The sequence below is a fragment of the Pseudomonas sp. LABIM340 genome, from assembly GCF_040017195.2.
GTDB lineage: Bacteria > Pseudomonadota > Gammaproteobacteria > Pseudomonadales > Pseudomonadaceae > Pseudomonas.
Genome location: NZ_CM200227.1, coordinates 4840607 through 4864428, shown reverse-complemented (window position 1 = coordinate 4864428; position 23822 = coordinate 4840607). Strand labels below are relative to the sequence as shown.

21 protein-coding genes and 3 tRNA genes are annotated in these 23822 nt (G+C 65.9%); 9 read left to right on the top strand and 15 right to left on the bottom strand.

Features of this window, described 5'->3' with window-relative positions:
• The 4 genes from mprF to ABKS89_RS22235 all read right to left on the bottom strand — a co-directional run bounded on the left by mprF (position 1) and on the right by ABKS89_RS22235 (position 3260).
• Positions 1–2634 carry a bifunctional lysylphosphatidylglycerol flippase/synthetase MprF gene (gene mprF, locus ABKS89_RS22250; protein ID WP_348587094.1) on the bottom strand — a complete coding sequence of 878 codons (2634 nt, stop codon included), beginning with the start codon at positions 2632–2634 and terminating at the stop codon, positions 1–3.
• A gap of 163 nt (positions 2635–2797) precedes the next feature.
• Positions 2798–2874: transfer RNA gene (locus ABKS89_RS22245), tRNA-Met, on the bottom strand.
• 116 nt (positions 2875–2990) lie between these two features.
• Positions 2991–3067, bottom strand: a tRNA-Met gene (locus tag ABKS89_RS22240).
• A gap of 116 nt (positions 3068–3183) precedes the next feature.
• Positions 3184–3260: transfer RNA gene (locus ABKS89_RS22235), tRNA-Met, on the bottom strand.
• 279 nt (positions 3261–3539) lie between these two features.
• Between ABKS89_RS22235 and dinB the strand changes: the two genes are divergently transcribed.
• Complete coding sequence (dinB, locus tag ABKS89_RS22230) at positions 3540–4538, top strand: DNA polymerase IV (protein ID WP_242015391.1); 999 nt, start codon at positions 3540–3542, stop codon at positions 4536–4538.
• A gap of 17 nt (positions 4539–4555) precedes the next feature.
• Here the strand turns inward: dinB and ABKS89_RS22225 are convergent, their stop codons facing one another.
• From ABKS89_RS22225 to ABKS89_RS22210, 4 genes are all read right to left on the bottom strand, one after another.
• Positions 4556–4954 carry an META domain-containing protein gene (locus tag ABKS89_RS22225; RefSeq protein ID WP_081520285.1) on the bottom strand — a complete coding sequence of 133 codons (399 nt, stop codon included), beginning with the start codon at positions 4952–4954 and terminating at the stop codon, positions 4556–4558.
• Complete coding sequence (locus tag ABKS89_RS22220; protein ID WP_348587092.1) at positions 4951–5391, bottom strand: hypothetical protein; 441 nt, start codon at positions 5389–5391, stop codon at positions 4951–4953. Before ABKS89_RS22220 ends, ABKS89_RS22225 begins: the two co-directional genes overlap by 4 nt.
• 62 nt (positions 5392–5453) lie before the next feature.
• Entirely contained in the window at positions 5454–6443 is a 990-nt protein-coding gene (locus ABKS89_RS22215; RefSeq protein ID WP_348587090.1) for a 2-hydroxyacid dehydrogenase, read from the bottom strand.
• Positions 6444–6459: 16 nt separating this feature from the next.
• Positions 6460–9231 (bottom strand): ATP-binding protein, encoded by a 2772-nt coding sequence (locus ABKS89_RS22210; protein WP_138215186.1) that lies wholly within the window; start codon positions 9229–9231, stop codon positions 6460–6462.
• 127 nt (positions 9232–9358) lie between these two features.
• On the opposite strand from ABKS89_RS22210, the gene ABKS89_RS22205 reads away from it, so the two are divergent.
• The 6 genes from ABKS89_RS22205 (at position 9359) to mazG (ending at position 16974) form a co-directional block, all read left to right on the top strand.
• A complete protein-coding gene (locus tag ABKS89_RS22205) occupies positions 9359–10075 on the top strand; it encodes a response regulator transcription factor (RefSeq protein ID WP_138215185.1) in 717 nt (238 codons plus the stop codon).
• A 1-nt stretch (position 10076) separates the two neighbouring features.
• On the top strand, positions 10077–11423 hold the full coding sequence (locus ABKS89_RS22200) for a HAMP domain-containing sensor histidine kinase (RefSeq protein WP_348587088.1): 1347 nt from the start codon (positions 10077–10079) through the stop codon (positions 11421–11423).
• A 102-nt stretch (positions 11424–11525) separates the two neighbouring features.
• Entirely contained in the window at positions 11526–12425 is a 900-nt protein-coding gene (cysM, locus tag ABKS89_RS22195; RefSeq protein WP_081520291.1) for a cysteine synthase CysM, read from the top strand.
• A gap of 1 nt (position 12426) precedes the next feature.
• A complete protein-coding gene (gene rlmD / locus ABKS89_RS22190) occupies positions 12427–13797 on the top strand; it encodes a 23S rRNA (uracil(1939)-C(5))-methyltransferase RlmD (RefSeq protein WP_348587086.1) in 1371 nt (456 codons plus the stop codon).
• Positions 13798–13886: 89 nt separating this feature from the next.
• A complete protein-coding gene (relA, locus tag ABKS89_RS22185; protein ID WP_138215182.1) occupies positions 13887–16148 on the top strand; it encodes a GTP diphosphokinase in 2262 nt (753 codons plus the stop codon).
• Positions 16141–16974 (top strand): nucleoside triphosphate pyrophosphohydrolase, encoded by an 834-nt coding sequence (gene mazG / locus ABKS89_RS22180; RefSeq protein ID WP_138215181.1) that lies wholly within the window; start codon positions 16141–16143, stop codon positions 16972–16974. The genes relA and mazG overlap by 8 nt, the downstream gene beginning before the upstream one ends.
• Positions 16975–17042: 68 nt before the next feature.
• Here the strand turns inward: mazG and ABKS89_RS22175 are convergent, their stop codons facing one another.
• Entirely contained in the window at positions 17043–17975 is a 933-nt protein-coding gene (locus ABKS89_RS22175; RefSeq protein ID WP_138215180.1) for an aspartyl/asparaginyl beta-hydroxylase domain-containing protein, read from the bottom strand.
• Positions 17976–18137: 162 nt separating this feature from the next.
• Here ABKS89_RS22175 and ABKS89_RS22170 point away from each other — a divergent pair, with 162 nt between their 5' ends.
• Entirely contained in the window at positions 18138–18677 is a 540-nt protein-coding gene (locus ABKS89_RS22170) for a DUF2058 domain-containing protein (protein WP_138215179.1), read from the top strand.
• A 15-nt stretch (positions 18678–18692) separates the two neighbouring features.
• Here the strand turns inward: ABKS89_RS22170 and ABKS89_RS22165 are convergent, their stop codons facing one another.
• Positions 18693–18974 carry a Rho-binding antiterminator gene (locus ABKS89_RS22165; RefSeq protein ID WP_138215178.1) on the bottom strand — a complete coding sequence of 94 codons (282 nt, stop codon included), beginning with the start codon at positions 18972–18974 and terminating at the stop codon, positions 18693–18695.
• Between the two features lie 11 nt (positions 18975–18985).
• Positions 18986–19210 carry a thioredoxin domain-containing protein gene (locus ABKS89_RS22160; RefSeq protein WP_081520298.1) on the bottom strand — a complete coding sequence of 75 codons (225 nt, stop codon included), beginning with the start codon at positions 19208–19210 and terminating at the stop codon, positions 18986–18988.
• 114 nt (positions 19211–19324) lie between these two features.
• On the opposite strand from ABKS89_RS22160, the gene ABKS89_RS22155 reads away from it, so the two are divergent.
• Positions 19325–19894 (top strand): MarR family winged helix-turn-helix transcriptional regulator, encoded by a 570-nt coding sequence (locus ABKS89_RS22155; RefSeq protein WP_348587085.1) that lies wholly within the window; start codon positions 19325–19327, stop codon positions 19892–19894.
• Between the two features lie 92 nt (positions 19895–19986).
• Here ABKS89_RS22155 and ABKS89_RS22150 read toward each other — a convergent pair whose 3' ends face one another.
• The 4 genes from ABKS89_RS22150 to ABKS89_RS22135 form a co-directional block, all read right to left on the bottom strand.
• Positions 19987–21276 carry an outer membrane protein transport protein gene (locus tag ABKS89_RS22150; protein WP_138215175.1) on the bottom strand — a complete coding sequence of 430 codons (1290 nt, stop codon included), beginning with the start codon at positions 21274–21276 and terminating at the stop codon, positions 19987–19989.
• 185 nt (positions 21277–21461) lie between these two features.
• Complete coding sequence (locus ABKS89_RS22145; protein WP_348587083.1) at positions 21462–21941, bottom strand: hypothetical protein; 480 nt, start codon at positions 21939–21941, stop codon at positions 21462–21464.
• A gap of 182 nt (positions 21942–22123) precedes the next feature.
• A complete protein-coding gene (locus ABKS89_RS22140; protein WP_348587081.1) occupies positions 22124–22777 on the bottom strand; it encodes a tetratricopeptide repeat protein in 654 nt (217 codons plus the stop codon).
• A 115-nt stretch (positions 22778–22892) separates the two neighbouring features.
• Positions 22893–23747 carry a sulfurtransferase gene (locus ABKS89_RS22135; protein ID WP_348587078.1) on the bottom strand — a complete coding sequence of 285 codons (855 nt, stop codon included), beginning with the start codon at positions 23745–23747 and terminating at the stop codon, positions 22893–22895.
• Positions 23748–23822: the final 75 nt, after the last annotated feature.

The following is a 23822-nucleotide window of genomic DNA, read 5'->3' as shown; positions in this document are numbered from 1 at the left end:
TCAGCGTTTTACCAATCCACTCAGGCCGCCTGCGATGAGGGCAGCCGTATCGGCCAGCGCCACCAGCGGATCCAGTCCGGCGGGCACGGCCAGGTAACGGGGTTCCCAGTCGGGCTGGAACTTGTCCTTGAAGCGCCGCAGCCCCTGGAAATTGTAGAACTGCTCACCCCGGCGGAAAACCAGCGCGCCGAGACGTTGGGTCAGCGGGGCGCCACGGCGCGGCTGCAAGCCGGCCAGTGGCACCATGCCGAGGCTGAAGCGGGTGTGCCCGCTCTCCTTGTAATGCAGGATCAGGCCGAGCATGAGGAATTCCATGGTCAGCTTGGGTGCGTCGGGGGCGACACGCATCAGGTCGATGCTCGCCAGTTCCTTGCCGGAGGTTTCCAGCAGGTTGGCGAAGGCCACGGCGCGGCCCTGGAAGCGGACCACGACGACGCGGAAATAACGCAGATATTCAGGGGTGAAGCGGCCGAGGGAGAAGCCCTTCTCGCGGACGTTCTTGCCGCCCAGCCAGGCATCGGAGATGGCGCGCAGCTCGTCCATCGGCGCGTTGCCGGCGTCATGGAATTCGAGGCTCAGGCCGTCGCGCTGGCCGCGGTTCCAGGTGTAGCGCAGGTCCTTCATCTCCTTGCCCTTGCTCTCCAGGTCGAAGCGGCGCAGGTCGACCCGCGCTTCCTCGCCGAGCTTGAGCGCGGTCAGGCCGATGTCCATGTACAGCGGCAGGTTCTCCGCGCGCACCTGGTAGAACACCGGGCGCGCATGGTGCAGGTCGCAGAGGTCGCGGAACTGCCAGATCAGTTCGGCGCGGGCCTGGGCCGGGCCGACCGGATCGAACAGTGCCACCAGACTGCGGCCACGGCGGGCGTACATCAGGAAGGCGTCGTTGCCCTCGTGGAACAGCAGTGCCTTGTCGCCGGACAGGGCCAGGCCGCCGTCGGGCTGCGCGGAATTGGCCAGGATGCCGGCGGCGGTGTCCAGGTCCTCGCGGGTCGGTGCATGGATGGCCGGCGGCGCAGTGCGCAGCAGCCAGTACAGCGCCAGCGCGGCCAGCAGCAGGCAGCTGCCCAGCGCGGCACGCAGGCCACGCGGGGCGTCGGCGTCCAGGGCGAACTGCCACCAGAGTTCGTGGCTGTAGGGCACATCCTGGTAGGCGAACAGCAGCAGCCAGATCGACGCGGCGATAACGCAGGCAGCGGCGCCCAGGTACAGCGGCGAGAAGGGCAGGTCCATCAGGCGGCTGCGGCGGTAGAAGGCGCTGCGGAAGATCACCAGCAGGGCGGCGGTGAAGCTGAGGATCAGCGCTTCTTCCCAGTCGAAGCCCTTGAGCAGCGATAGCACGGCGCCGGCGATCAGCAGGCCGATGGTCAGCGCCCAGGCGGCGGAAAGGCGGCGCCGCAGTCCGTGGGCGAGCAGCAGGCAGAGCACGCCGATCAGGCTGGCGGCCAGGTGCGAGGCATCGATCAGGCGGTGCGGCACGAGGAAGCCGACCTCGTCCAGACGGGTGTCGATGGACGGTGTGGCGCCGGAGAACAGCAGTACGACGCCGGAGATGAACACCAGCAACGAGAGGATCTGCGCGGCGAAGCCGGAGGTGATACGCACCGCCTGCTTGGCCACCAGCACGCGGCGGGCTTCGAGGAACAGCAGCAACAGACAGGCGACGATCAGCGGCAGGACCACATAGATCAGGCGGTATAGCAGCAGTGCGGCGGCCAGCGGCGCGGCGCCCAGCTGGTTGGCGAAGGCCGCCAGCAGCACCGCTTCGAACACGCCGACGCCGCCCGGCACATGGCTGAGCACGCCAGCGGCCAGGGCAATCAGGTAGACCAGCAGGAAAGCGCCGAAGGGCGGAGCTTCCGGCAGCAGCAGATAGAGCACGGTGGCGGCAGCGGCCACGTCCAGCGCGGTGATCAGCAGTTGCAGCAGGGACAGGCGCAGGCCCGGCAGGCGCAGGGTGCGGCGGCCGAAGCGAACCAGATGGCTGTCGGGCGAAGGCTGTTCCGGCAGGCGACGGCGTTCGACGGCAACCACCAGCAACAGGCAGAGGGCGATGATGCCCAGCGCCAGCACTGCCACCAGCCATTCCGGCAGGTGCAGGGCCAGGGATGCGTCGGAGAGGTCGCTCAGCGCGGCGAGCGCGGCCAGCACCGGCAGCGCGCAGCCCAGCGACAGGCTGGCGAACAGCGTCATCAACGCTACGTCGCCGGCGCCCAGCCCCTGGCGGGCATAGAGGCGATAGCGCACCGAGCCGCCGGAGAGCATCGACAGGCCCACGGCGTTGCCGATGGCGAACGCGGAGAAGCCGCCGGTCAGCAGCGCCGGGACGGGCAGCTTCACGCCGGCGAAGCGGCTGGCCGACCATTCATAGCCGAGCAGAAAGATGAAACCGACCACGGTGGCGGCGAAGGCGCCGAGCAGCGAGGTGGTGGGCACGTCGAGCAGGGCGTCGTGCAGGGAGTAGGCGTCGATGTCGCGCAGCAGGTGATAGCAGGCGATCAATGCGAGGCTGAACAGCACCAGGGTCACGCCCAGGCCGAGTGCCTGGCGGTTGGCGTTCACCCAGTTGAGCCAGGTCGCTCGGCTGGGAGCGTCCTCGGCGGCAGGGGTATCGGGTGTGGCGGGGTTGGCGCTCATCGGGCACCTCAAACGATTTAGCGCGACAGAGTAGGGGCACTGACGCGAATTCCCAAGTCCCCGGAAGAGTATTTTCCTGATCCGTGAGACGCCACCCGTGGGCGATCATTTTTTGCGCACAACGAAAAAAGCCACTCCTAAGAGTGGCTTTCTTCTTGATGTCTGGTTGCGGGAGCAGGATTTGAACCTACGACCTTCGGGTTATGAGCCCGACGAGCTACCAGACTGCTCCATCCCGCGGCGGCAATTCTACGGATATGAAGCTTCGTGTCAAACGATATTTCGTTTTCGATCAATAATTTAAACGCGCGCAAACGAAAAAGGGCCACTCCGAAGAGTGACCCTTTTTCTGTGTCTGGTTGCGGGAGCAGGATTTGAACCTACGACCTTCGGGTTATGAGCCCGACGAGCTACCAGACTGCTCCATCCCGCGGCGGCAATTCTACGGATATGAAGCTTCGTGTCAAACGATATTTCGTTTTCGATCAATAATTTAAACGCGCGCAAACGAAAAAGGGCCACTCCGAAGAGTGACCCTTTTTCTGTGTCTGGTTGCGGGAGCAGGATTTGAACCTACGACCTTCGGGTTATGAGCCCGACGAGCTACCAGACTGCTCCATCCCGCGACGGCCATTCTACGCCGATGGACTGGTGTGTCAACGTAAATCGGGAAAAAGTGATTTTCTTTCAAATATTTAGCCGCGGCGGATAGTGGCAGGGCAGTGGTCCGGGGGCGGAATCTTCCTGGCTGTGGATAACCGAAGGGGCGGCGTTTTGCATTACCATGGATGGGTTTTCCGCCGTCTTTCCGGGCGGCTTCCGATGGTGATGCAGGCGCCTTCTTCGTGACTCGGCAGAGAAAGATCATCCACATCGATTGCGACTGCTTCTATGCCGCCATCGAGATGCGCGACGACCCCAGCCTGGCGGGCAAGCCGCTGGCGGTGGGTGGGTCGCCGGACAAGCGTGGCGTGGTCGCGACCTGCAACTACGAGGCGCGCGCCTACGGGCTGCATTCGGCCATGGCCATGCGCACCGCGGTGAAGCTGTGCCCCGACCTCACCATCGTGCGCCCGCGCATGGATGTCTATAGAGAAGCCTCGCGGGACATCCACGCGATCTTCCGCGACTACACCGACCAGATCGAACCGCTGTCCCTGGACGAGGCCTACCTTGACGTCAGCGACAGCGAGCGCTGCGGTGGCAGCGCCACGCGGATCGCCCGGGAGATTCGCCAGCGCGTCTGGGAAACGCTGCACATCACGGTGTCCGCGGGGGTGGCGCCGAACAAGTTCATCGCCAAGATCGCCAGCGATTGGCGCAAGCCCAACGGCTTGTTTGTGGTCACGCCCGACGAGGTGGACGGCTTCGTTGCCGAACTGCCGGTGAAGAAGCTGCATGGCGTGGGCAAGGTCACCGCCGAGAAGCTGGCGCGTCTGGGTATCCGTACCTGCGCGGACCTGCGCGACTGGTCGCGCATCCAGCTGGCCAAGGAGTTCGGCAGTTTCGGCGAGCGGCTCTGGGGGCTGTCACGGGGCATCGACGAGCGCCCGGTGCAGGTAGATAGCCGCCGCCAGTCGATCAGCGTGGAAAACACCTTCGACCAGGACCTGCCGGACCTGGCGGCCTGCCAGGAGGAATTGCCGTCGTTGCTGGGGGAGCTGGAGCGGCGCATGACGCGCCTGGACACCAGCTACCGGCCGGGCAAGCCGTTCATCAAGCTGAAGTTCCACGACTTCACCCAGACTACCCTGGAGCAGGCAGGCGCCGCGCGGGACCTGGAAAGCTATCGGCTATTGCTGGGGCAGGCCTTTCAGCGCGGCAACAAGGCGGTGCGGCTGATCGGCGTGGGCGTGCGCCTGGTCGATCTGCGCGGCGCCCACGAGCAGCTCACGCTCTTCTAGCCCGGACGAAAAACGCCTCAGCCTTCGGGCCACATGCGCATGGCGCGGCCGGAGACCGGCCACAGGCGCAGCTCGCCTTCTTCGGTGATATCCCAGCGCTGCACTTCGCCAAGCATCTTGAGGAACTGCTGTTCCTGCTCCATCACCAGGTCGGCGCACAGCTTGCGGGTGGCGCCGGGCTGGCCGAAGGTCAGCTGGTCGCCTTCGAGCTTGTAGCTGGCAAACCAGTGGTTGCAGCCGGCGCTGCCGTAGGCGCGGCCGTTGCCGTCCAGGGTCAGGCTGATGTGCGTGTAGTCGATCAACGGGTGCTCACCGACCCATTCCACGCGGTAAGTCTGCTCCGCTTCGGGAACCGGCTTGCTGGCGCAACCGGCCAGGGCCAGCGCGGTGCAGGCGCTGGCGATCAGGGCTTTCATGCAGTCTCCTTGCTCTGGCAATCCGGGCAGAGGTGGCGGTTGCCGGCCTTGACCCATCCGAGTTCGGCGATGCGCTGCTCGGCGGCGGGCTGCTGGGCAGCCTTGCCGAGGGTGGCATCGACGGCGAATTCGAAGTCCAGTGTAGCCTCGCAGCCGTCGCAGTTGACCTTCCACTCGTGGATACCCAGTTCACGGAACGCCGGCCCCTTGGCCACAGCCATCCACTGCCCTGGCGGGTTGATCAGGTGGCGGACCTTTTCCACTTCCAGCGTCATGCTCAGGCTTTTGCTGCCCTTGAGGCTGACCAGCATGGTGTCGCCGGCCTTGATCGAGCCACCGATGCCGGTGACCTGGTAGCGGCCCGGAGTCAGCGCGCGGCACTCGTTGAGGGTGAATTGCGGGTTGAGCAGGGTGTAGCGGAAATCGTGCTGGGCCATGGGTCCTCCGGGAAAGCGCGGCATTCTAGGGCGCGTGGCGTGCGGATGCGAGCGCCTTCTGCTCAGTTTTTCACCAGGTTGACCGGATTGCCGGCCTGCCAGGCGGCGATGTTGGCCAGCGTGGTCTGGGCGATCCCAGCCAGCGCCTCGCGGGTCAGGAAGGCCTGGTGCGCGGTGATGATCACGTTGGGGAAGGTCAGCAGGCGCGCCAGTACGTCGTCCTGCAGCGGCTGGTCGGAGCGGTCGGCGAAGAAGATGTCGGCTTCCTCTTCATAGACGTCCAGGCCGAGGTAGCCGAGCTGGCCGCTTTTCAGTGCCTCGATCAGCGCCGGGGTGTCGACCAGTGCGCCGCGGCCGGTATTGATCAGCATGGCGCCGCGCTTCATGCGCTCCAGGCTGCCGGCGTTGATCAAGTGCTTGGTGGCCTCGTTGAGCGGGCAGTGCAGGCTGATGATGTCGGACTGCGCGAGCAGCTCGTCCAGCTCGACGAAGCGCCCGCCCAGGGTCTCGATGGCGCGGTTGGGGTAGGGGTCGTAGGCCAGGATGTGGCAGCCGAAGCCACTCATGATGCGGGCGAAGACTTCGCCGATCTGCCCGCTGCCGATGATCCCGACAGTGCGCCCGTGCAGGTCGAAGCCAGTCAGGCCGTGCAGGGAGAAATCACCTTCGCGGGTGCGGTTGTAGGCGCGGTGCAGGTGCCGGCACAGTGCCAGGACCAGTCCTACGCCATGTTCGGCCACCGCGTGGGGCGAATAGGCCGGTACGCGCACCACGGCCAGACCCAGCGCATGGGCGGCGGCCAGGTCGACATGGTTGTAGCCGGCCGAGCGCAGGGCGATCAGTTTCGTGCCACCGGCCGCCAGGTGCTCCAGCACCGGGCGCGACAGGTCATCGTTGACGAAGGGGCAGACCACTTCGAAGCCCATGGCCAGGGCGACGGTGTCCTCGCGCAGCTGCGCCTGCTGGAAATGCAGCTCGAAGCCGAGGCCATGGTTGGCGGCGAGGAAGCTGTCGCGATCGTAGGTCTGGTTGCTGAACAGGATGATGCGCATCGATTGAATTCCGTCTTCAGTGCGTCTGGCCGGCTTCGATTTCCAGGAGGCCCTCGGTCGCCTGTGCCAGCTCGGCCATGGCCTTGTCCAGCTCATCCAGCGCAGCGGGGCCGTCCGGATCGTTCTGCTTGAGCAGCGTCTCGGCGCGCTGGCAGGCCGCGCGCAGCATCGGTACGCCGCAGTAGCGGGTGGCACCGTGCAGGCGGTGGATGCGTTCGAGCAGGGTGTTGCGGTCATTGCGCTCGCGGGCCTGGCGGATCACCTGGCGGTCGGCGGACAGCGAGGCGAGCAGCATGCCGAGCATGTCGGCGGCCAGCTCCTGCTTGCCGGCGGCCAGGCGCAGGCCTTCCTCCGGGTCCAGCACGCTGAGGCCTTCCAGAGAGGATTGGGCCTGGCGCGGACGCTCGTCGCGCGGCTCGCCCAGCGCCAGGCCGGTCCACTTGAGGATCACCTGAACCAGCTGACGCTCGTCGATCGGCTTGGTCAGGTAGTCGTCCATGCCGCCCTGCAGCAGGGCGCGCTTCTCGTTGGCCAGGGCATGGGCGGTAAGGGCAATGATCGGTACCGGGCTGACTTCGCGGTCGCCTTCCCAAAGGCGGATCGCCTCGGTGGCCTGGCGGCCGTCCATGATCGGCATCTGCACGTCCATGAACACCAGGTCGAAACGCTCGCGCTGCACCGCCTCGACGGCGGCAAGCCCGCTGTCCACGGCGACCACCTCGGCGCCCATGTCGGTCAGCAGGGTCTTCACCAGCAGCAGGTTGGCCGGGTTGTCGTCGACGCAGAGCAGGCGCGGTGTGCGCTCGAGCTTGCCGTTGACGTTCTTGTCCTTGCGCGCCGGCCGCAGGTGCAGCAATTCATTCAGTGCCTGCTGCAGCTTGCGTGTGCAGGCGGGCTTGCTCTGCACCTGGGCATCGGGCAGCACATCGTTGTAGTGCGCCTGTTCGATGGTCGGGCAGAGCACCAGGCTCTTGCAGCCGTGCTGTTCCAGTTCGCGGATGGATTGGCGCAGCGCCTCGGGCGGATGATCGGCGGCGGTCACGCCGAGCAGCGCCAGGGTGATCGGCGCCTTGTCCGACGGCCCGGCGAGCAGAGTCTTCTCCAGCGTGACGAGGTCAGGGAACTCGGTGACTTCCAGACCGCAGTCTTCCAGTTGGTGGTGCAGCGCGGTGCGCGTCAGTTCGTGGGGCTCGTACAGTGCCACGCGCAGGCCACCGGCGAGGGCGTGCGGCAGGTCGTCGCCGTCGTCGCGGGCCTTGGGCAGGTTGAGGCTGATCCAGAACTCCGAGCCGTCACCGGCGCTGCTTTCCACGCCGATCTCGCCGCCCATCTGCTCGATCAGGCGCTTGGAAATGACCAGCCCCAGGCCGGTGCCGCCGGCCTGACGCGAGAGGGAGTTGTCTGCCTGGCTGAAGGCCTGGAACAGTGCGCGCAGGTCGGCGTCGGTCAGGCCCACGCCGGTGTCCTGCACGCTGATGCGCAGCTGTGCGCGGTCGTCGCTCTCGTCTTCGAGCATGGCGCGCACGGCGATGCTGCCGTCGTGGGTGAACTTGATGGCGTTGCTCACCAGGTTGGTCAGTACCTGCTTCAGGCGCTGCGGGTCGCCCACCAGCTGCAGCGGGGTGTCGCGGTAGATCAGGCTGACCAGCTCCAGGTGCTTCTCGTGGGCGGCGGGGGCGAGGATGGTCAGGGTGTCCTGGATCAGCTCGCGCAGGTTGAACGGAATGTTCTCCAGCACCAGCTTGCCGGCCTCGATCTTCGAGAAGTCGAGGATCTCGTTGATGATCCCCAGCAGGCTTTCGGCGGACTTGTGGATGGTGCCCAGGTAATCCTGCTGGCGGCTGGTCATCTCGCTCTTCTGCAGCAGGTTGGTGAAACCGAGGATGCCGTTGAGCGGGGTGCGGATCTCGTGGCTCATGTTGGCGAGGAACTCGGACTTGATCCGGCTCGCCTCCAGGGCCTCTTTACGGGCGAGGTCCAGCTCGATGTTCTGGATCTCGATGGTCTCCAGGTTCTGCCGCACGTCCTCGGTGGCCTGGTCGATGTTGTGCTGCATCTCTTCCTGGGCGCTCTGCAGCGCCTCCGCCATGCGGTTGATGCCGCCGGCCAGTTCGTCCAGTTCGTGGCTGCCCAGCGCGGGCAGGCGGGTTTCCAGGCGGCCTTCCTTGAGCTGGGCGACGCCCTGGGCGATCTGCCCCAGCGGCGCGTTGATCGCGCGGCTCATGCGCAGGGCGAGGAGGGCGGTGACGGCGAGGCCCGCGCCGATCAGCAGCAGGCTGGTGAACAGGCTGCGGTAGCCGCGCAGCAAGGTGCCGTGGTGCGAGAGTTCCAGTTCGACCCAGCCCAGCAGCTTCTCGGCGTCTTCGTCCGGGTCGCCGGACAGGCTGCGGTGCTTGCCCAGCACCGGCAGGAGAAAGTGGGTGGTGTCCAGGTTGCTCGCCATGCTCAGGTGCGAGCCGTCCCCCGAGGGCATGGGAGTGAGGATGCTGGGGCCTGCGTGGACGAGCTTTTCCCGGTCCGGGTCAAGGAAGGTCACGGCGCGCACGTCGGGCTGGTCCAGCGCTTCGTTGGCGATTCGCGCGAGCAGCTCGTTGTTGTGATTGGCCATGGCCGGAGCGGACAGGGGCGCCAGTTGCTCGGCGATCAGTTGCCCGCGCTCGATCAACTGGGCGTGCATGTCCGACAGCTGCACCCAGGTGAAATAGCCGCCCAGCACCAGCGCCAGCAGGCTGGTGGGCAGCAGGGTGAGCAGCAGTACCCGTCCCTTGATGCCGAGATCCTTGAACACGCGCTTCCTCCGATGCGTTTATCCCTGGCAGTGTAGCGGTTCAGACCTTGGTCGGAAGCCCTTTGCCTTGCCGGGAACGTGCGGAATCGTGAATACTTCACGCAATTGCTAATCACTCTTATTTGATATGAATGCCATCGCATCGTCAGGCCTGCGCCTGCTGACCATCGAGGACGACCCGACCCTGGGCGCCCACCTGTCTTCCCATCTGAGCGAACGCGGCTTCGCGGTGACCTGGTGCCAGGACGGCGACGAGGGCCTGGCCCAGGCGCGCGGCGGCGACTACGACCTGGTGCTGATGGACATCATGTTGCCCGGCACCGGTGGCCTGGACATCCTCCGCACCCTGCGCCGCGAGCGCGCGGTGCCGGTGATCCTGATGTCCGCCCTGGGCGCCGAGCAGGACCGCATTGCTGGCTTCTCCCAGGGCGCAGACGACTACCTGCCCAAGCCCTTCAGCCTCGCCGAACTGAGTGTGCGCGTTGACGCGGTGCTGCGCCGGGTGGCGCTGGAGCGCGGCAGCCAGTCCCTGGCCAGCACTCCCATGCCCACCGGGCTGCAGATGGACCCGCAGAAGGACGACGTCGGCCTCGACGGCCAGTGGGCCGGCCTGACGGGGACCGAGTACCGCCTGCTGGAAACCTTCCTCGGCAGCCAGGGCGAGACCCTGAGCAAACCCTTCCTTTATCAGCACGTGCTGCACCGCGCCTTCACCGCCCATGACCGCAGCCTGGACATGCACGTCAGCCACCTGCGCCGCAAGCTGCAGGCCATCGGCTACGTCCGCCACCAGTTGCACACCGTCTGGGGCAAGGGCTACGTGTTCGCCGAGGCCGAAGACTGACATGCCCGGCCGCCACTCGCTGTTCTGGAAGCTCGCCGTTGCCCTCGTGGTGCTGTGCCTTTCGGTGATCTGGCTGTCCTGGAACTGGGGCAAGCAGATGGAGCGCGACAGCTACTTCCTGTCCGAGGCGGCGCGGCAGGTGCTCGCCGGCTATGCCGACGAGGCCCAGCAAGCCTGGCGCACGGGCGGGACGGCGGGCGTCGATGCCTGGCTGGCGCAGATGCAGCAGCGCGAGCCGGTGTGGATGGTCGTGGTCGATGCCCGCTTGCAGTCGTTGGGCACGCAGCCGCTGCCCATGGAGGACGTGGCGCACCTGACGTTCCAGCGCGGGCTGGACTGGCCGGTAAGCTCGCGCTCGGTGAACCTGCCGTACATCGGCATTCCCTTCCCGGACGACCCGGACGCTGGTCGGCTGGTCGTCCAGTTGCCGCAACGCTACCTGCCCGGCGGCCTGAGCTTCCTGCGCCAGTCCATCAGCCATGCGCTGGTGCCGGCGATCCTTGCCCTGATGCTCTGCGGGCTGATCTATCGCCGACTGGTGCGCCCGCTCGGGCGTCTGCGCGAACACGCCAACGCCTTGCAGGCGGATAACCTCGGTTCGGTCGCCGGCCCGGAACTGATCGCCCGTCGCGACGAACTCGGCGAACTGGGCCGCGCGCTGGACCACATGGCCGAGCGCCTGCGCGGCCACGTCGGCCTGCAGCGCCAGTTGCTGCGCGACCTGTCCCACGAACTGCGCACGCCGCTCAGCCGCCTGCGGGTGGCCGGCGACAGCCCGATCAGCGAAGCCGCATTGCGCCAGCGGGTCGAGCGGGAAGTGGAGGTGATGCAACGCCTGGTCGCCGACACCCTGGAACTGGCTTGGCTGGATACCGAGCGCCCGCGCCTGGAGTTGGAAGAGATCGACCTGCGCTCGCTGTGGGATCTGCTGGTGGACGACGCACGCTTCGAGGCGGGCTGGAGTACCGAGCGCTTTCTTTATCAGGTCCCGGCGGACTGCCGCGTGCGCGGCCATCTCAACGGCCTGGCCCAGGCGCTGGAAAACCTGCTGCGCAACGCCATCCGTCATTCGCCGGAACACGGCCGCATCCGCCTGAGCGGCCGGCGCGAGTCCGGTGGCTGGCACCTGTGGCTGGAAGACGATGGCCCCGGCGTGGCGGAAAGTGACCTGGAACGCATCTTCCTGCCTTTCACCCGGCTCTCCGATGCGCGTACCGGTGAAGGCTTCGGCCTGGGCCTGAGCATCGCCCGCAGCTCGCTGCGCATGCAGGGCGGCGAACTCTGGGCGGACTGCGCCGAGGCGGGGCTGCGCGTGCACCTGCGCCTGCCCGACGCGGCGGCGGCTTGAGGCGGACGCCGGCCCCTGTACACGGCTTGTTAGGAAGTTTCGTATGGCGGGGCGGCTTTTGCCGGTATCATAGGGCGCCCTGTTCCAGATCCGAGTGCTTCCATGACCGTGCAGTACCCGACTATCGCCGATTGCGTCGGCCATACCCCGCTGGTGCGCCTGCAGCGCCTGGCCGGGGAAACCTCCAACACCCTGCTGGTGAAACTCGAGGGTAACAACCCCGCGGGTTCGGTGAAGGATCGCCCGGCGCTGTCGATGATCACCCGTGCCGAACTGCGCGGCGACATCAAGCCCGGCGACACGCTGATCGAAGCCACTTCCGGCAACACCGGCATCGCCCTGGCGATGGCGGCGGCGATCAAGGGCTACCGCATGATCCTGATCATGCCCGACAACTCCACCGCCGAGCGCAAGGCTGCCATGACCGCCTATGGCGCCGAGCTGATCCTGGTGACCAAGGAGCAGGGCATGGAAGGCGCCCGCGACCTCGCCGACCAGATGGCGCGCGAAGGCCAGGGCAAGGTGCTCGACCAGTTCGCCAACGGCGACAACCCGATCGCCCACTACCACTCCACCGGCCCGGAAATCTGGCAGCAGACCGGCGGTGAGATCACCCATTTCGTCAGCTCCATGGGCACCACCGGCACCATCATGGGCGTGTCGCGCTACCTCAAGGAGCAGAATCCCAACGTGCAGATCGTCGGCCTGCAGCCGATGGAAGGCTCGGCCATTCCCGGCATCCGCCGCTGGCCGCAGGAATACCTGCCGAAGATCTTCGATGCCACCCGCGTCGACCGCGTCGTCGACATGCAGCAGAACGAAGCCGAGGACGTGATGCGCCGCCTGGCCCGCGAAGAGGGCATCTTCTGCGGCGTGTCCTCCGGTGGTGCGGTGGCGGCCATGCTGCGCCTGTCGCGCGAACTGGAAAACGCGACCCTGGTGGCGATCATCTGCGACCGTGGCGACCGTTACCTGTCCTCGGGCGTGTTCGACTCCAACTGACATGGCCAAGCAGAGAACCGGCCTGCGCTTCCAGCCCAGCGGCGGAGCGCGCAGCCCTGCGGTACCGGTGGGCAAGAAACAGCGCCTGAGCATCGAGCGCCTGGCCCACGACGGCCGCGGCATCGCCCACATCGACGGGCGCACCTGGTTCGTCGACAACGCCCTGCCGGGCGAGTCGGTGGAAGCCCGCGTGCTGTCCGCCCGCGCGCAGATCGTCGACGCCCGTAGCGAACGTATCTTCACCGCCGCCGCCAACCGCCGCACCGAGCCTTGCCCGGTGGCCGGCACCTGTGGCGGCTGCAGCCTGCAGCACCTGTCCCACGCCGATCAGCTGGCGCTCAAGCAGCGCACCCTGGCGGAGCAGCTGGAGCGCTTCTCTGGCCTGGTCCCGCAAGAGTGGGCCGCACCGCTGGTCGGGCCGGAATTCGGCTACCGCCGCCGCGCCCGCCTCGCCGTGCGCTGGGACGTGAAGGCCAAGCGCCTGGACGTCGGCTTCCGCGCCGCTGCCAGCCAGGCCATCGTCGCCTTCGACGACTGCCTGGTGCTGGTGCCTGAGCTGCAGGTCCTCGCGCGCGAGCTGCCGGAGCTGCTGCGTGGCTTCGCCAAGCCACAGAGCCTCGGCCATGTCGAGCTGTTCCACGGCACTTCCAGTGCGCTGCTGCTGCGGCATATCGAACCTTTGTCCGATAGCGACCGTGCGCGACTGCTGGAATTCTGTTCGGCACGGGATGTGCAGCTTTGGTTGCAGGGCGACGGCGAACCGACGCTTTGCTCCGATGCTGCAGAAAACAGTGGGAACCGCGAGCTCGGCTTCCGGCTCGAAGCCTGGAATCTGACCCTGGCCTACCGTCCCGGCGACTTCGTTCAGGTGAACGAGCCGGTGAACGAGGCGATGGTCGCCCAGGCGCTGGACTGGCTGAAGCCGGGCAGCGACGAGCGCGTGCTGGACCTGTTCTGTGGCCTGGGCAACTTCGCCCTGCCGCTGGCGCGCCAGGTGCGCGAGGTGGTGGGCGTGGAAGGTGTGCAGACCATGGTCGAGCGTGCCGCCGCCAACGCCCGGGCCAACGGCCTGGTCAATACCCGGTTCCATCAGGCGGACCTGACGAAACCGCTTGCCGACGCCCCCTGGGCGGCGGAGGATTTCACCGCCGTGCTGCTCGACCCTCCGCGTGACGGAGCCTTCGAGCCGGCACGGCAGATGCGTTCACTGGGCGCGGAGCGGGTACTCTATGTGTCCTGCAACCCGGCGACCCTGGCGCGTGACGCTGGCGAGCTGGCCCGACAGGGCTATCGTCTGAAGCGCGCCGGCATTCTCGACATGTTCCCGCAGACGGCCCATGTCGAGGCCATGGCTTTGTTCGAGGCAGGCTAGGACGGCCTGCGCAATCCGACCGGCTCAAGCAAGAAAGGCCGGCGCAGTGAGCGGTGTGTTGTGGCGCACCGTGGGGAAGGGTAGACACGATGGTACAGGTGAGAGCGCACCAGCCGGTCAACACTGACGGCAGCATCAATCTCGAGGCCTGGCTGGACCATGTCCAGACCCTGGTCCCGGGACTGGATCGCAAGGTCCTGCTGGAAGCTTGTGAATTCGCCCGCGAGGTGGAGCACAAGGCGGTCAGCACGACGGACAACTCCTGGGCGGACGGTACCTCCAGCTTCCAGACGGGGCTCGAGATCGCCGAAATCCTGGCGGACCTGAAGCTCGACCAGGAATCGCTGGTCGCCGCGGTGATCTACCGTGGCGTGCGCGAGGGCAAGGTCAAGCTCGAGGACGTGGCGCAGCGCTTCGGCCCTGTTGTCGCCAAGCTGATCGAAGGCGTGCTGCGCATGGCGGCGATCAGTACCAGCCTCAGCCCGCGGCAGTCCCTGGTGCTCGGCACCCAGGCGCAGATCGAGAACCTGCGCAAGATGCTGGTGGCCATGGTCGACGACGTGCGCGTCGCGCTGATCAAGCTGGCCGAGCGGACCTGTGCCATTCGCGCGGTGAAGAACGCCGACGAAGAAAAGCGCATGCGCGTCGCCCGCGAAGTCTTCGACATCTACGCCCCGCTGGCCCACCGTCTGGGCATCGGCCACATCAAGTGGGAGCTGGAGGACCTGTCCTTCCGCTACCTCGAGCCCGACCAGTACAAGCAGATCGCCAAGCTGCTGCACGAGCGCCGGCTGGACCGCGAGCAGTACATCGCCACCGTGATGCAGCAGCTCAAGGACGCCCTGGCCGCCACCGGCATCAAGGCGGACCTGTCCGGCCGCGCCAAGCACATCTATTCCATCTGGCGGAAGATGCAGCGCAAGGGCCTGGACTTCAGCCAGATCTACGACGTGCGTGCCGTGCGCGTGCTGGTGCCGGAAATGCGCGACTGCTACACCGCGCTGGGCATCGTGCACACCCTGTGGCGGCACATCCCCAAGGAATTCGACGACTACATCGCCAACCCCAAGGAAAACGGCTACCGCTCGCTGCACACCGCGGTGATCGGCCCCGAGGGCAAGGTGCTGGAAGTGCAGATCCGTACCCACGCCATGCACGAGGAAGCCGAGCTCGGCGTCTGCGCGCACTGGCGCTACAAGGGCACCGACGTCAAGGCCAGCTCCAACCACTACGAAGAGAAGATTTCCTGGCTGCGCCAGGTACTCGAGTGGCACGAGGAACTGGGCGACATCGGCGGCCTGGCCGAACAGTTGCGAGTGGATATCGAGCCCGACCGGGTCTACGTGTTCACCCCCGACGGCCACGCCATCGACCTGCCCAAGGGCTCCACGCCGCTGGACTTCGCCTACCGCGTGCATACCGAGGTCGGGCACAACTGCCGTGGCGCGAAGATCAACGGCCGTATCGTGCCGCTGAACTACAGCCTGCAGACCGGCGAGCAGGTGGAAATCATCACCGGCAAGCAGAGCGGGCCGAGCCGTGACTGGCTGAACCAGAACCTGGGCTACGTCTCCACCTCGCGAGCGCGGGCGAAGATCGTCCACTGGTTCAAGCTGCAGGCGCGCGACCAGAACGTCGCCGCCGGCAAGGCCATGCTCGAACGCGAGCTGGGCCGCCTGGCGCTGCCGCCGGTGGACTTCGAGAAGCTCGCCGAGAAGGCCAACTACAAGACCGGCGAAGACCTCTTCGCGGCCCTGGGCGCCGGCGACCTGCGCCTTGCCCATGTGGTCAACTACGCGCAGCAGCTGGTCGAGCCCGAGCGAGGCACCGAGCAGCTCGAACTCATCCCGCGCAAGCCGAGCAAGATCGGCCACGGCAAGCGCGGCGACATCCAGATCCAGGGTGTCGGCAACCTGCTCACGCAGATGGCCGGCTGCTGCCAGCCGCTGCCGGGCGACCCGATCGTCGGCTACATCACCCTCGGCCGCGGCGTCACCATTCACCGCCAGGACTGCGCCACCGCGCTGCAACTGGCCGGGCGCGAGCCGGAGCGGATCATCCAGGTCAGCTGGGGCCCGGTGCCGGTCAGCACCTATCCGGTGGATATCGTCATCCGTGCCTACGACCGTTCCGGCCTGTTGCGCGACGTCTCGCAGATGCTGCTCAACGAGCGCATCAACGTGCTGGCGGTGAACACCCGTTCGGACAAGGAAGACAACACCGCGATCATGCGCCTGACCATCGAGATCCCCGGTCTCGATTCGCTGGGTCGCCTGCTGGCGCGCATCTCGCAGCTGCCCAACATCATCGAGGCGCGGCGTGACCGCGGTGCGGGTGCCAAGGATGCATAAGCTCGATGACCTGCTGTACCTGATGGCCCGGCTGCGTGACCCGCAGCACGGCTGTCCATGGGACCTGAAGCAGAGCTACGCGACGATCGTTCCGTACACCCTCGAGGAAGCCTACGAGGTCGCCGATGCCATTGAGCGCGGCGACTTCGACCACCTGCGCGAGGAGCTGGGCGACCTGCTCTTCCAGGTCGTCTACTACGCGCAGCTGGCGCGGGAAGAGGGGCGCTTCGAGTTCGACGCGGTGGTGGATGGCATCACCACCAAGCTGATCCGCCGCCACCCCCATGTGTTCCCCGACGGCGACCTGTATGGCGAGTCTGACCCGGCGAAGCTGGCGGAAGCGGCGGTCAAGCAGCGCTGGGAAGAGCTCAAGGCTGAAGAGCGCGCCGCCAAAGCCGCCGAGCCGGTGCAACTGTCCCTGCTGGACGACGTACCCACCGCCCTGCCGGCGCTGAGCCGCGCCGCCAAGCTGCAGAAGCGCGCTTCCCAGGTCGGCTTTGACTGGGCCGACGCCCTGCCGGTGGTGGACAAGGTCCGTGAGGAACTGGACGAGGTGCTCGAGGCCATGGCCGGCGGCGATACCGAGGGCCAGGCGGAGGAAGTGGGCGACCTGCTGTTCGTGGTGGTCAACCTGGCGCGCAAGCTCAAGGTCGACCCGGAAACCGCCCTGCGCGCCGCCAACGCCAAGTTCGAGCGCCGCTTCCGCTACATCGAGACAGCCCTGCGCGACCAGGGGCGCACCCTGGAAGACAGCAACCTGGAAGAGATGGACGAACTGTGGGGCGCTGCCAAGCGCGACGAGAAGAACCCGCTCAGCTGTGGATAAGTTCTTTTGCCCATAAAAAAGCCCCGCGATTGCGGGGCTTTTTGCTTTGGGTCGGAGCGAGCCGGGAATCAGCCAAACAGCCAGCGCAGCACCAGTACCAGCACCAGCACCGCCAGCACCGGGCGGCCGATGCGGTAGGCCTTGGGATAGGCGCGCTTGAACACCTTCACCTTGCTGCCCACGGCATCGCCCAGGCGGATCAGCACCGAGTAGGCCTGGTTGATCCCGCCGACGCGCTCGCCCTCGACGTTCTGCGGCGCCGTGGCGCGCCCGAGGAAAGCGCTGACGCGGCGGTTGATGCGGGTCAGCAGCGGCGACTTGAGCGGCCGTTCGATATCGCAGAAGAGGATCAGGCGCGATTCGTCCGTCTCGTTCTTCACCCAGTGGACGAAGGTCTCGTCGAACATCACATCCTGGCCGTCGCGCCAGGCATAGGGCTGGCCATCGACGAAGATGCGGCACTCGTCGGAGTTCGGCGTGGCCAGGCCCAAGTGATAGCGCAGCGAGCCGCCGTAAGGGTCGCGGTGCTTGTTCAGGTGGCTGCGCGGCGGCAGGCGGGTGAACATCGCGCCCTTGACGTTGGGGATGCTGCTCACCAGCTCCACGGTCTTGGGGCACAGCTGCTGCGCCGAGGGCAGGGGGCCGTCGTACCAGGTCAGGTAGAAACGGGTCCAGCCCTTCTTGAAGAAGGAACCGAAGCCGGCCTCGTTGTTGTTCAGGGCGTCGCGGATGTAGCCCTCGTCGAACAGTTGCTCGGCTTCCTCGCGGATCATCTGCCAGTTGTCGCGCAGCTTGTCGAGTTCGGGGAAGCGCTCGCGGTCCAGGTAGGGTTTGGACGGCACGCTGGAGTTCAGGTACATCAGCGAGTTGTAGGGCGCGAACCAGGCGGAGTGGTTCACGACCTGGCGCAGGAAGGGCAGCCGCACCTTGCCGCGCAGATGCACGTAGAGAATGGCGACGAGAAAGATGGCCAGTACCACGAGAACGATGAGCTTCAGCATGGAGGTTACGAGTCCGCTCCAGATGAGTGATTTCGAGCCAGGCACTTGCGCTGCGCTGGCACAGGCCCGAGGATTATACCCCCTGAGGACGATCCCGCCGCACCTATGCGTTGGTCTGGGATTTGTCCTGCATCACTATGGGCTGTTGGAGAGCCTTGATTCATGAGCATGTCATTGCGTGACCAGTTGCTGAAAGCCGGCCTGGTCAACGAGAAGCAGGCCAAGCAGGCCGGCAAGCAGAAACAGAAGCAGCAGCGCCTGGAGCACAAGAACCAGGTGGCGAAGGACGACAGCCAGCGTCAGGCGGCCCTGCAGGCCCAGGCCGAGAAGCAGGCCCGCGACACCGAGCTGAACCGCCAGCAGCAGGAAAAGGCCGACAAGAAGGCCAAGACCGCACAGATCAAGCAATTGATCGAAGGTACGCGCCTGCCGAAACTGGAGTCGGACGACTACTACAACTTCGTCGACAACAAGAAGGTCAAGCGCATCGCGGTCAACGACATGGTCCGCGACAAGCTCAGCCGTGGCAGCCTAGCCATCGTCAGCTACGACGGCCGCTACGAGATCGTGCCGCGCGATGCCGCGCTGCGCATCCAGGAGCGCGACGAGCGCCGCATCATCGTCCTCAGCGAGCCCACCGGCGAGCCGGACGAGGACGATCCGTACAAGGATTACGTGGTGCCCGACGACCTCATGTGGTGAGGTCGTTGTGGCCGCTCAGCCGGCCGCATCCAGCTCCACCCTTCCGAACAGCGCCTGCGCCGACAAAGGCGTGATGGCGTGCAGGCGGTCCAGCCGGAGCTCCCGGCTGGCGTCGTCCACCCGTACCTCCAAATACTCCTCGGCTGCCCCGTCCGCGCCTTTCCGCGTGTGGGTGGTGAAGGCCTGGGCGTCGAACGCCAGACCGTCACGCAGCTCGATACGCAGCCAGTAGCGGTAGAGGCAGGCGATCTCCAGATAGTCATGAAGATCGCAGTGCAACGGCTGGTAGTCGCTCATACCGCCCGGCCTTACTTCAGGTCGGCCAAGGAGGCGCCGAAGTTCAGGTGCAGCACCTGCCCATCGACCACCAGCGCCGGTACGGATTTCACCCCGGCCGCCTCGGCTTCGGCCACGCGCGGCGACTGCTCGCCCAGGTGCACTACTTCGACTTCGCGGTTCAACAACGGCAGCAGTGCACGCTCGGCTTCGACGCAGACGGGGCAACCAGCGTGGTAGTAAACGGCTTTGCTCATGATTCTTCTCCTGATTGATTAGGTATCGATTCGATACCAGTTCAGTCTGCAGTCGAAAATCACCTTCTGTCAAACTGGTTTTTGATCGATACTATCTATCGGAGGGATCAGCCCATGACCGAGACGACCCTGTACGACCACCTCGAACGCATCGCCAGCCTGATGCGCGCCTGGGCGCGCGAGCAGCCGCTGATGGCCGATCTGCAGCCGATCCAGCTGAGCGCGCTGAACTACCTGGCGCGTTGCAATCGCTATTCGAACACGCCGCTGGGCGTGACGGACTTTCTCGGGCTGACCAAGGGCACGGTTTCCCAGTCGCTCAAGGCGCTGGAGGCCAAGGGGCTGATCGAGAAGCGCCCGGATGCCCAGGACCGCCGCAGTGTGCACCTGGAGCTGACGCAGGAGGGCAGGGGGCTGATCGATGCGTTGGTGCCGCCGGCTTTCCTGCGCCGCGCCGAAGAGGCGCTGGGGGAGCGCAGCGAGTTGCTGGTCGAGCTGCTGCGGGAGCTGCTGACGACGGTGCAACGCCAGGAAAACGTGCCGGGGTTCGGCCTGTGCCGCACCTGTCGCTTCCACCAGAAGCTGGACGACGGCGCGCTTTGCGGGCTGACGGGGGAAAGACTGGAAGCGCGCGAGGGCGAGCTGATCTGCCGCGAGCACGCAGCGACTGACGAGGCGGCCTGAGCCGGCTCGCTCTTACAGAAAGGCCACAGCACAAATCACGGGCATGAAAAAGCCGGGCATATCTGCCCGGCTTTTTCATGCCGCAGAAGCTATCAGAAGCGATAGGTCATCTGCGCGGTCAGGCCGTGGGCGCTGTTGTCGTACTTGGCGCTGTAGGCCGGCTGCAGTTGCAGGCCTGCCAGTTCCTGACCGTCCGGCTGGTTTACGCCGGCGGTGGATTCCCACAGGTAGGCGTAGGCCACGTCGAAGGTCATGTCGGCGTTCGGCGAGTAGCCGGCGCCCAGGGTGAAGATCTTGCGATCGCCCACCGGGATACGCACGGTGCGGTGCTCGTTGGTGGTCGGCGACGGATCGTAGGCGAAGCCGGTACGCAGGACCCACTGGTCGTTGAACTGGTAGGAGGTACCGATCGCGGCGGACCAGGTGTCGTGCCAGCTCAGGTCTTCGCCGATGGTGTCGAACGCGGCCAGCGGGGCGCCGGTGTTCTGCACCTCGATGGACTTCAGACGGCTCCAGCGCGTCCAGGTGGTGCCACCGTAGACGGTCCAGCGGTCATCCAGCTTCTGGGTGATCGACAGGTCCAGGGACTCGGGCAGGGTGATGTCCAGGCTGGCGTCCATGCGCGAGTCGAACAGGCCGGCTGGCGAGTTGGACACGGTGGTGTGACCTTCGAGCTCGTACTTCACCTTGGAGTGGTAGGTGGCGCCGATGGAAGTGCTGTCGGTCGGGGTGATCAGCAGGCCGACGTTGAAGCCGGTGGCAGTGTCGTCGCCCTTGATGCTGATCTTGGTGTCGCCGCCGTTACCACCCAGGGCGCTGTTCAGGCCGCCGGTGTTCAGGTAGTTCTCCAGCTTGCCGTCGATACGGTTGATGGTCGGACCGAAGCCGACGGACACCACGTCGTTGAACTTGTAGCTGATGGTCGGCTGGACGGTGATCACCTGGACCTTGCTGTAGGATCCGTGGGAACGGCCCTGGAAGCCACTTTCGTAGTCGTTGATGATGCCGTACGGCACGTAGATGCCCAGGCCGACGCTGACCTTGTCATCCAGCGGGGTGACGAAGTAGCCGAACGGAACGGCGGCCAGCGGAACGGAGTCGCCTTTGTTGGAGCCGGAGGCAGTGCTGTTCGCGTCGCTGATATCGTCCTTGGCAGAGACAACGGCCAGACCGCCGCTGACTTCAGTACGCTTGAGCTTGGACATGCCGGCAGGGTTGCCGTAGATGGTGCTGGCGTCCAATGCCGAGGAAGCGCGGCCCGCGTAGGCGGTACCGGCGCCGCTGGCGCTCTGCTCGTTGATGGCGATGCCGTTGGCAAGCACCTGAGCGGAGGCAGCGCTGATGGTCAGTGCGAGGGTGGTCTTAAGCCATGTTGTTTTCATTGTAAGAGCAACTCCTGTGTTTATCGGCGCGCAAGCTACCAAGATTCCCGGGTCTTGGGTAGTGGTCGGCAGGCGCTCTACCTTGGGCTTCGGGGCTCAAACGAGCGTTCCATCTGAATGATGTCCGTTCGTCGCTGTATGTAAATAATTTCTGACCGATTGGTCACCATTTGAATGAGAGATATTCAGGCGACTCGACTGTAATTTCCGACGTAGCTGTGCCAGGCGTCGACGAAGTCGTGGAGGCGGCCATGAGGGTGGAAAACCTGGCGCCAGATACGGGCCAGTTCCATGGGGTCGTCCGTCAGTGGCAGGGGCAGGTGCTCCGCCTCCACCAGCATCCAGGCGATGGCAGTGCTGTAGCGCAGATTGACCGTGAGTTCGAGGTGCGGCGCGTCGAGGAAGGCATGCTGGCTGGCCAGCCCTCGCACGCGGCTGGCCAGCTCGGGGTCCAGTGCCAGGAATCCATCCCAGAGCGTCTGGTGCCGTTGTTCACCAATGCGATACAGCCCGTGGCCATGGCTGTCATCGAGGGCGCTCCCCAGCGCCGACTGACAGGCCGCTGCCCCCAGCAGCAGCGATTCGGCCGCGACGCTGTGACGCCCCAGGTAGTGCAGGGTGGGGCGAATCACATACTGGCAAAGATCGTTCGCGGCGATTCCCATGACATCCTCGTCATCAATGACCGGCGGGGCTGGGCGTCTTGGCAGCTTCTGATGATTATCCTCGGCCCCGCCGGAAGCGGACTTAGCCGCTCGATTTGAAGTGTAGTGCGATGAAGATGATGTAAAGGCCTGTTTTTAAACTGTTTCGTCGGCGCAGCTTTCGTTCATATTCCTTCTGGCGATTAGATGCTTGCCGGTAACTCCGGCATTGCAGAGAGCTTTTCCTCGGCCTCTTCGTGGCCCTGGTCTGCCGCCTTCTGGTACCAGGCACGCGCCTGCGCGGGGTTCTTCGCCACGCCGCGCCCCTTGGCGTAGCTTTCGCCCACCTCGTACTCGGCGTCCACATCACCCTGTTCGGCGGACAGCAGATAGAGCGCGAAGGCCTTCTTGTAGCTGCGGGTCACGCCGGTGCCGTTCTCGTACATGATTGCGAGGTTGTACTGGGCATCCTTGTCGCCCTGGTCGACGGCCTTCTGGTACCAGTACACCGCCTTGGTCGAGTCCTGCTCCACGCCGTCGCCATTGTCGTAAGCGTTGCCGAGGTTGTACTGGGCGCAGGCGTGGCCCTGCTTGGCGGCCTTCTCGTACCAGTAGGCGGCTTTCTCATAGTCCTGGTCGTATTCGTCGCTGCCGGAGTCGTACTCCAGGCCGAGGCTGTACTGGGCGCTGGCGTGGCCGGCCTTGGCGGCTTTCACCAGGTCTTCGCCGTAGAGGTCGGACCACTGGTCCTGGATGGCGCAGGGCGTTGCTTCCAGCGCGGCGGCGTAGAGCGGGGTGGCGCTGCACAGGCCGAACAGCAGGCTGGCGAGCAGGGTCTGGCGGATGCGCGAAGGCATGGGATCACTCCTTTGAAGAATGGGCACGAGTCTGACCGATGCCCTGACACCTATCCATAGGAACGGAAGGCGCCGGTGTGAAGCGCCTTCCGTTTTTTCCGCCAGAGCGGGGAGATCAGTCGCCCGTTGCCACCGGGCGGCGAGCATCGGTGATCCATTCGCTCCAGGAGCCGGCATACAGGCGACCCAGCGGGTAGCCCGCCAGGCTCAGGGCGAACAGGTTGTGGCAGGCGGTGACGCCGGAGCCACAGTAGGCCACCAGGTCTTCGGCCGGGCGTCCGCGCAGCAGGCCGGCGAAGCGCTGGTGCAGGTGCTCCGGGCGGAGGAAGCGGCCGTCGTTGCCGAGATTGTCGGTGAAGGCCGCGCACTGGGCGCCGGGAATGTGCCCGGCGACCGGGTCGATGGGTTCGACCTCGCCACGGAAGCGCGGCAGGCCGCGGGCGTCGATCAGCGGGAGTTCGGCTTTGCCGAGTTTCGCGGCCAGTTCGCTGGCGCTGATCAGCAGGCGGTTGTCCGGCTCGCCCTTGAAGTCGCCGGGGCGCAGCGGCGTTTCGGCGGTCGTCAGGCGCAGACCGGCGTTGCGCCAGGCGGTCAGGCCTCCGTCGAGCAGGTACACGCCCTCGCTCTTGCTCAGCCACAGCAGCAGCCACCAGGCGCGGGCGGCGAAGGCACCGGGGCCGTCGTCATACAGCACCACTTCACTGTCGGCGCTCAGCCCCCAGGCACGCAGGTGTTCCTGCAGATGCTGCGGATCGGGCAGCGGATGACGACCGGTGACGCCCGGAATCACCGGGGAGGAAAGGTCCCGGTTGAGGTCGGCGAAGTGCGCGCCGGGGATGTGGTTCTCGTGGTAGCTGCGCGCGCCGTACGCCGGGTCTTCGAGGGCGAAACGGCAGTCGAGCAGGACGAGATTCGGGTCATCGAGGCGGGCGGCCAGTTGCTCGGGCGTGAGCAGGCGGGCTTGGGTCATGGGCGCGTTCCTGTGTCGTGACGGGGCTTGGGCGCATCATAAGGCTTGTACGATGAAAAGTTGGTGGGAGTTGGC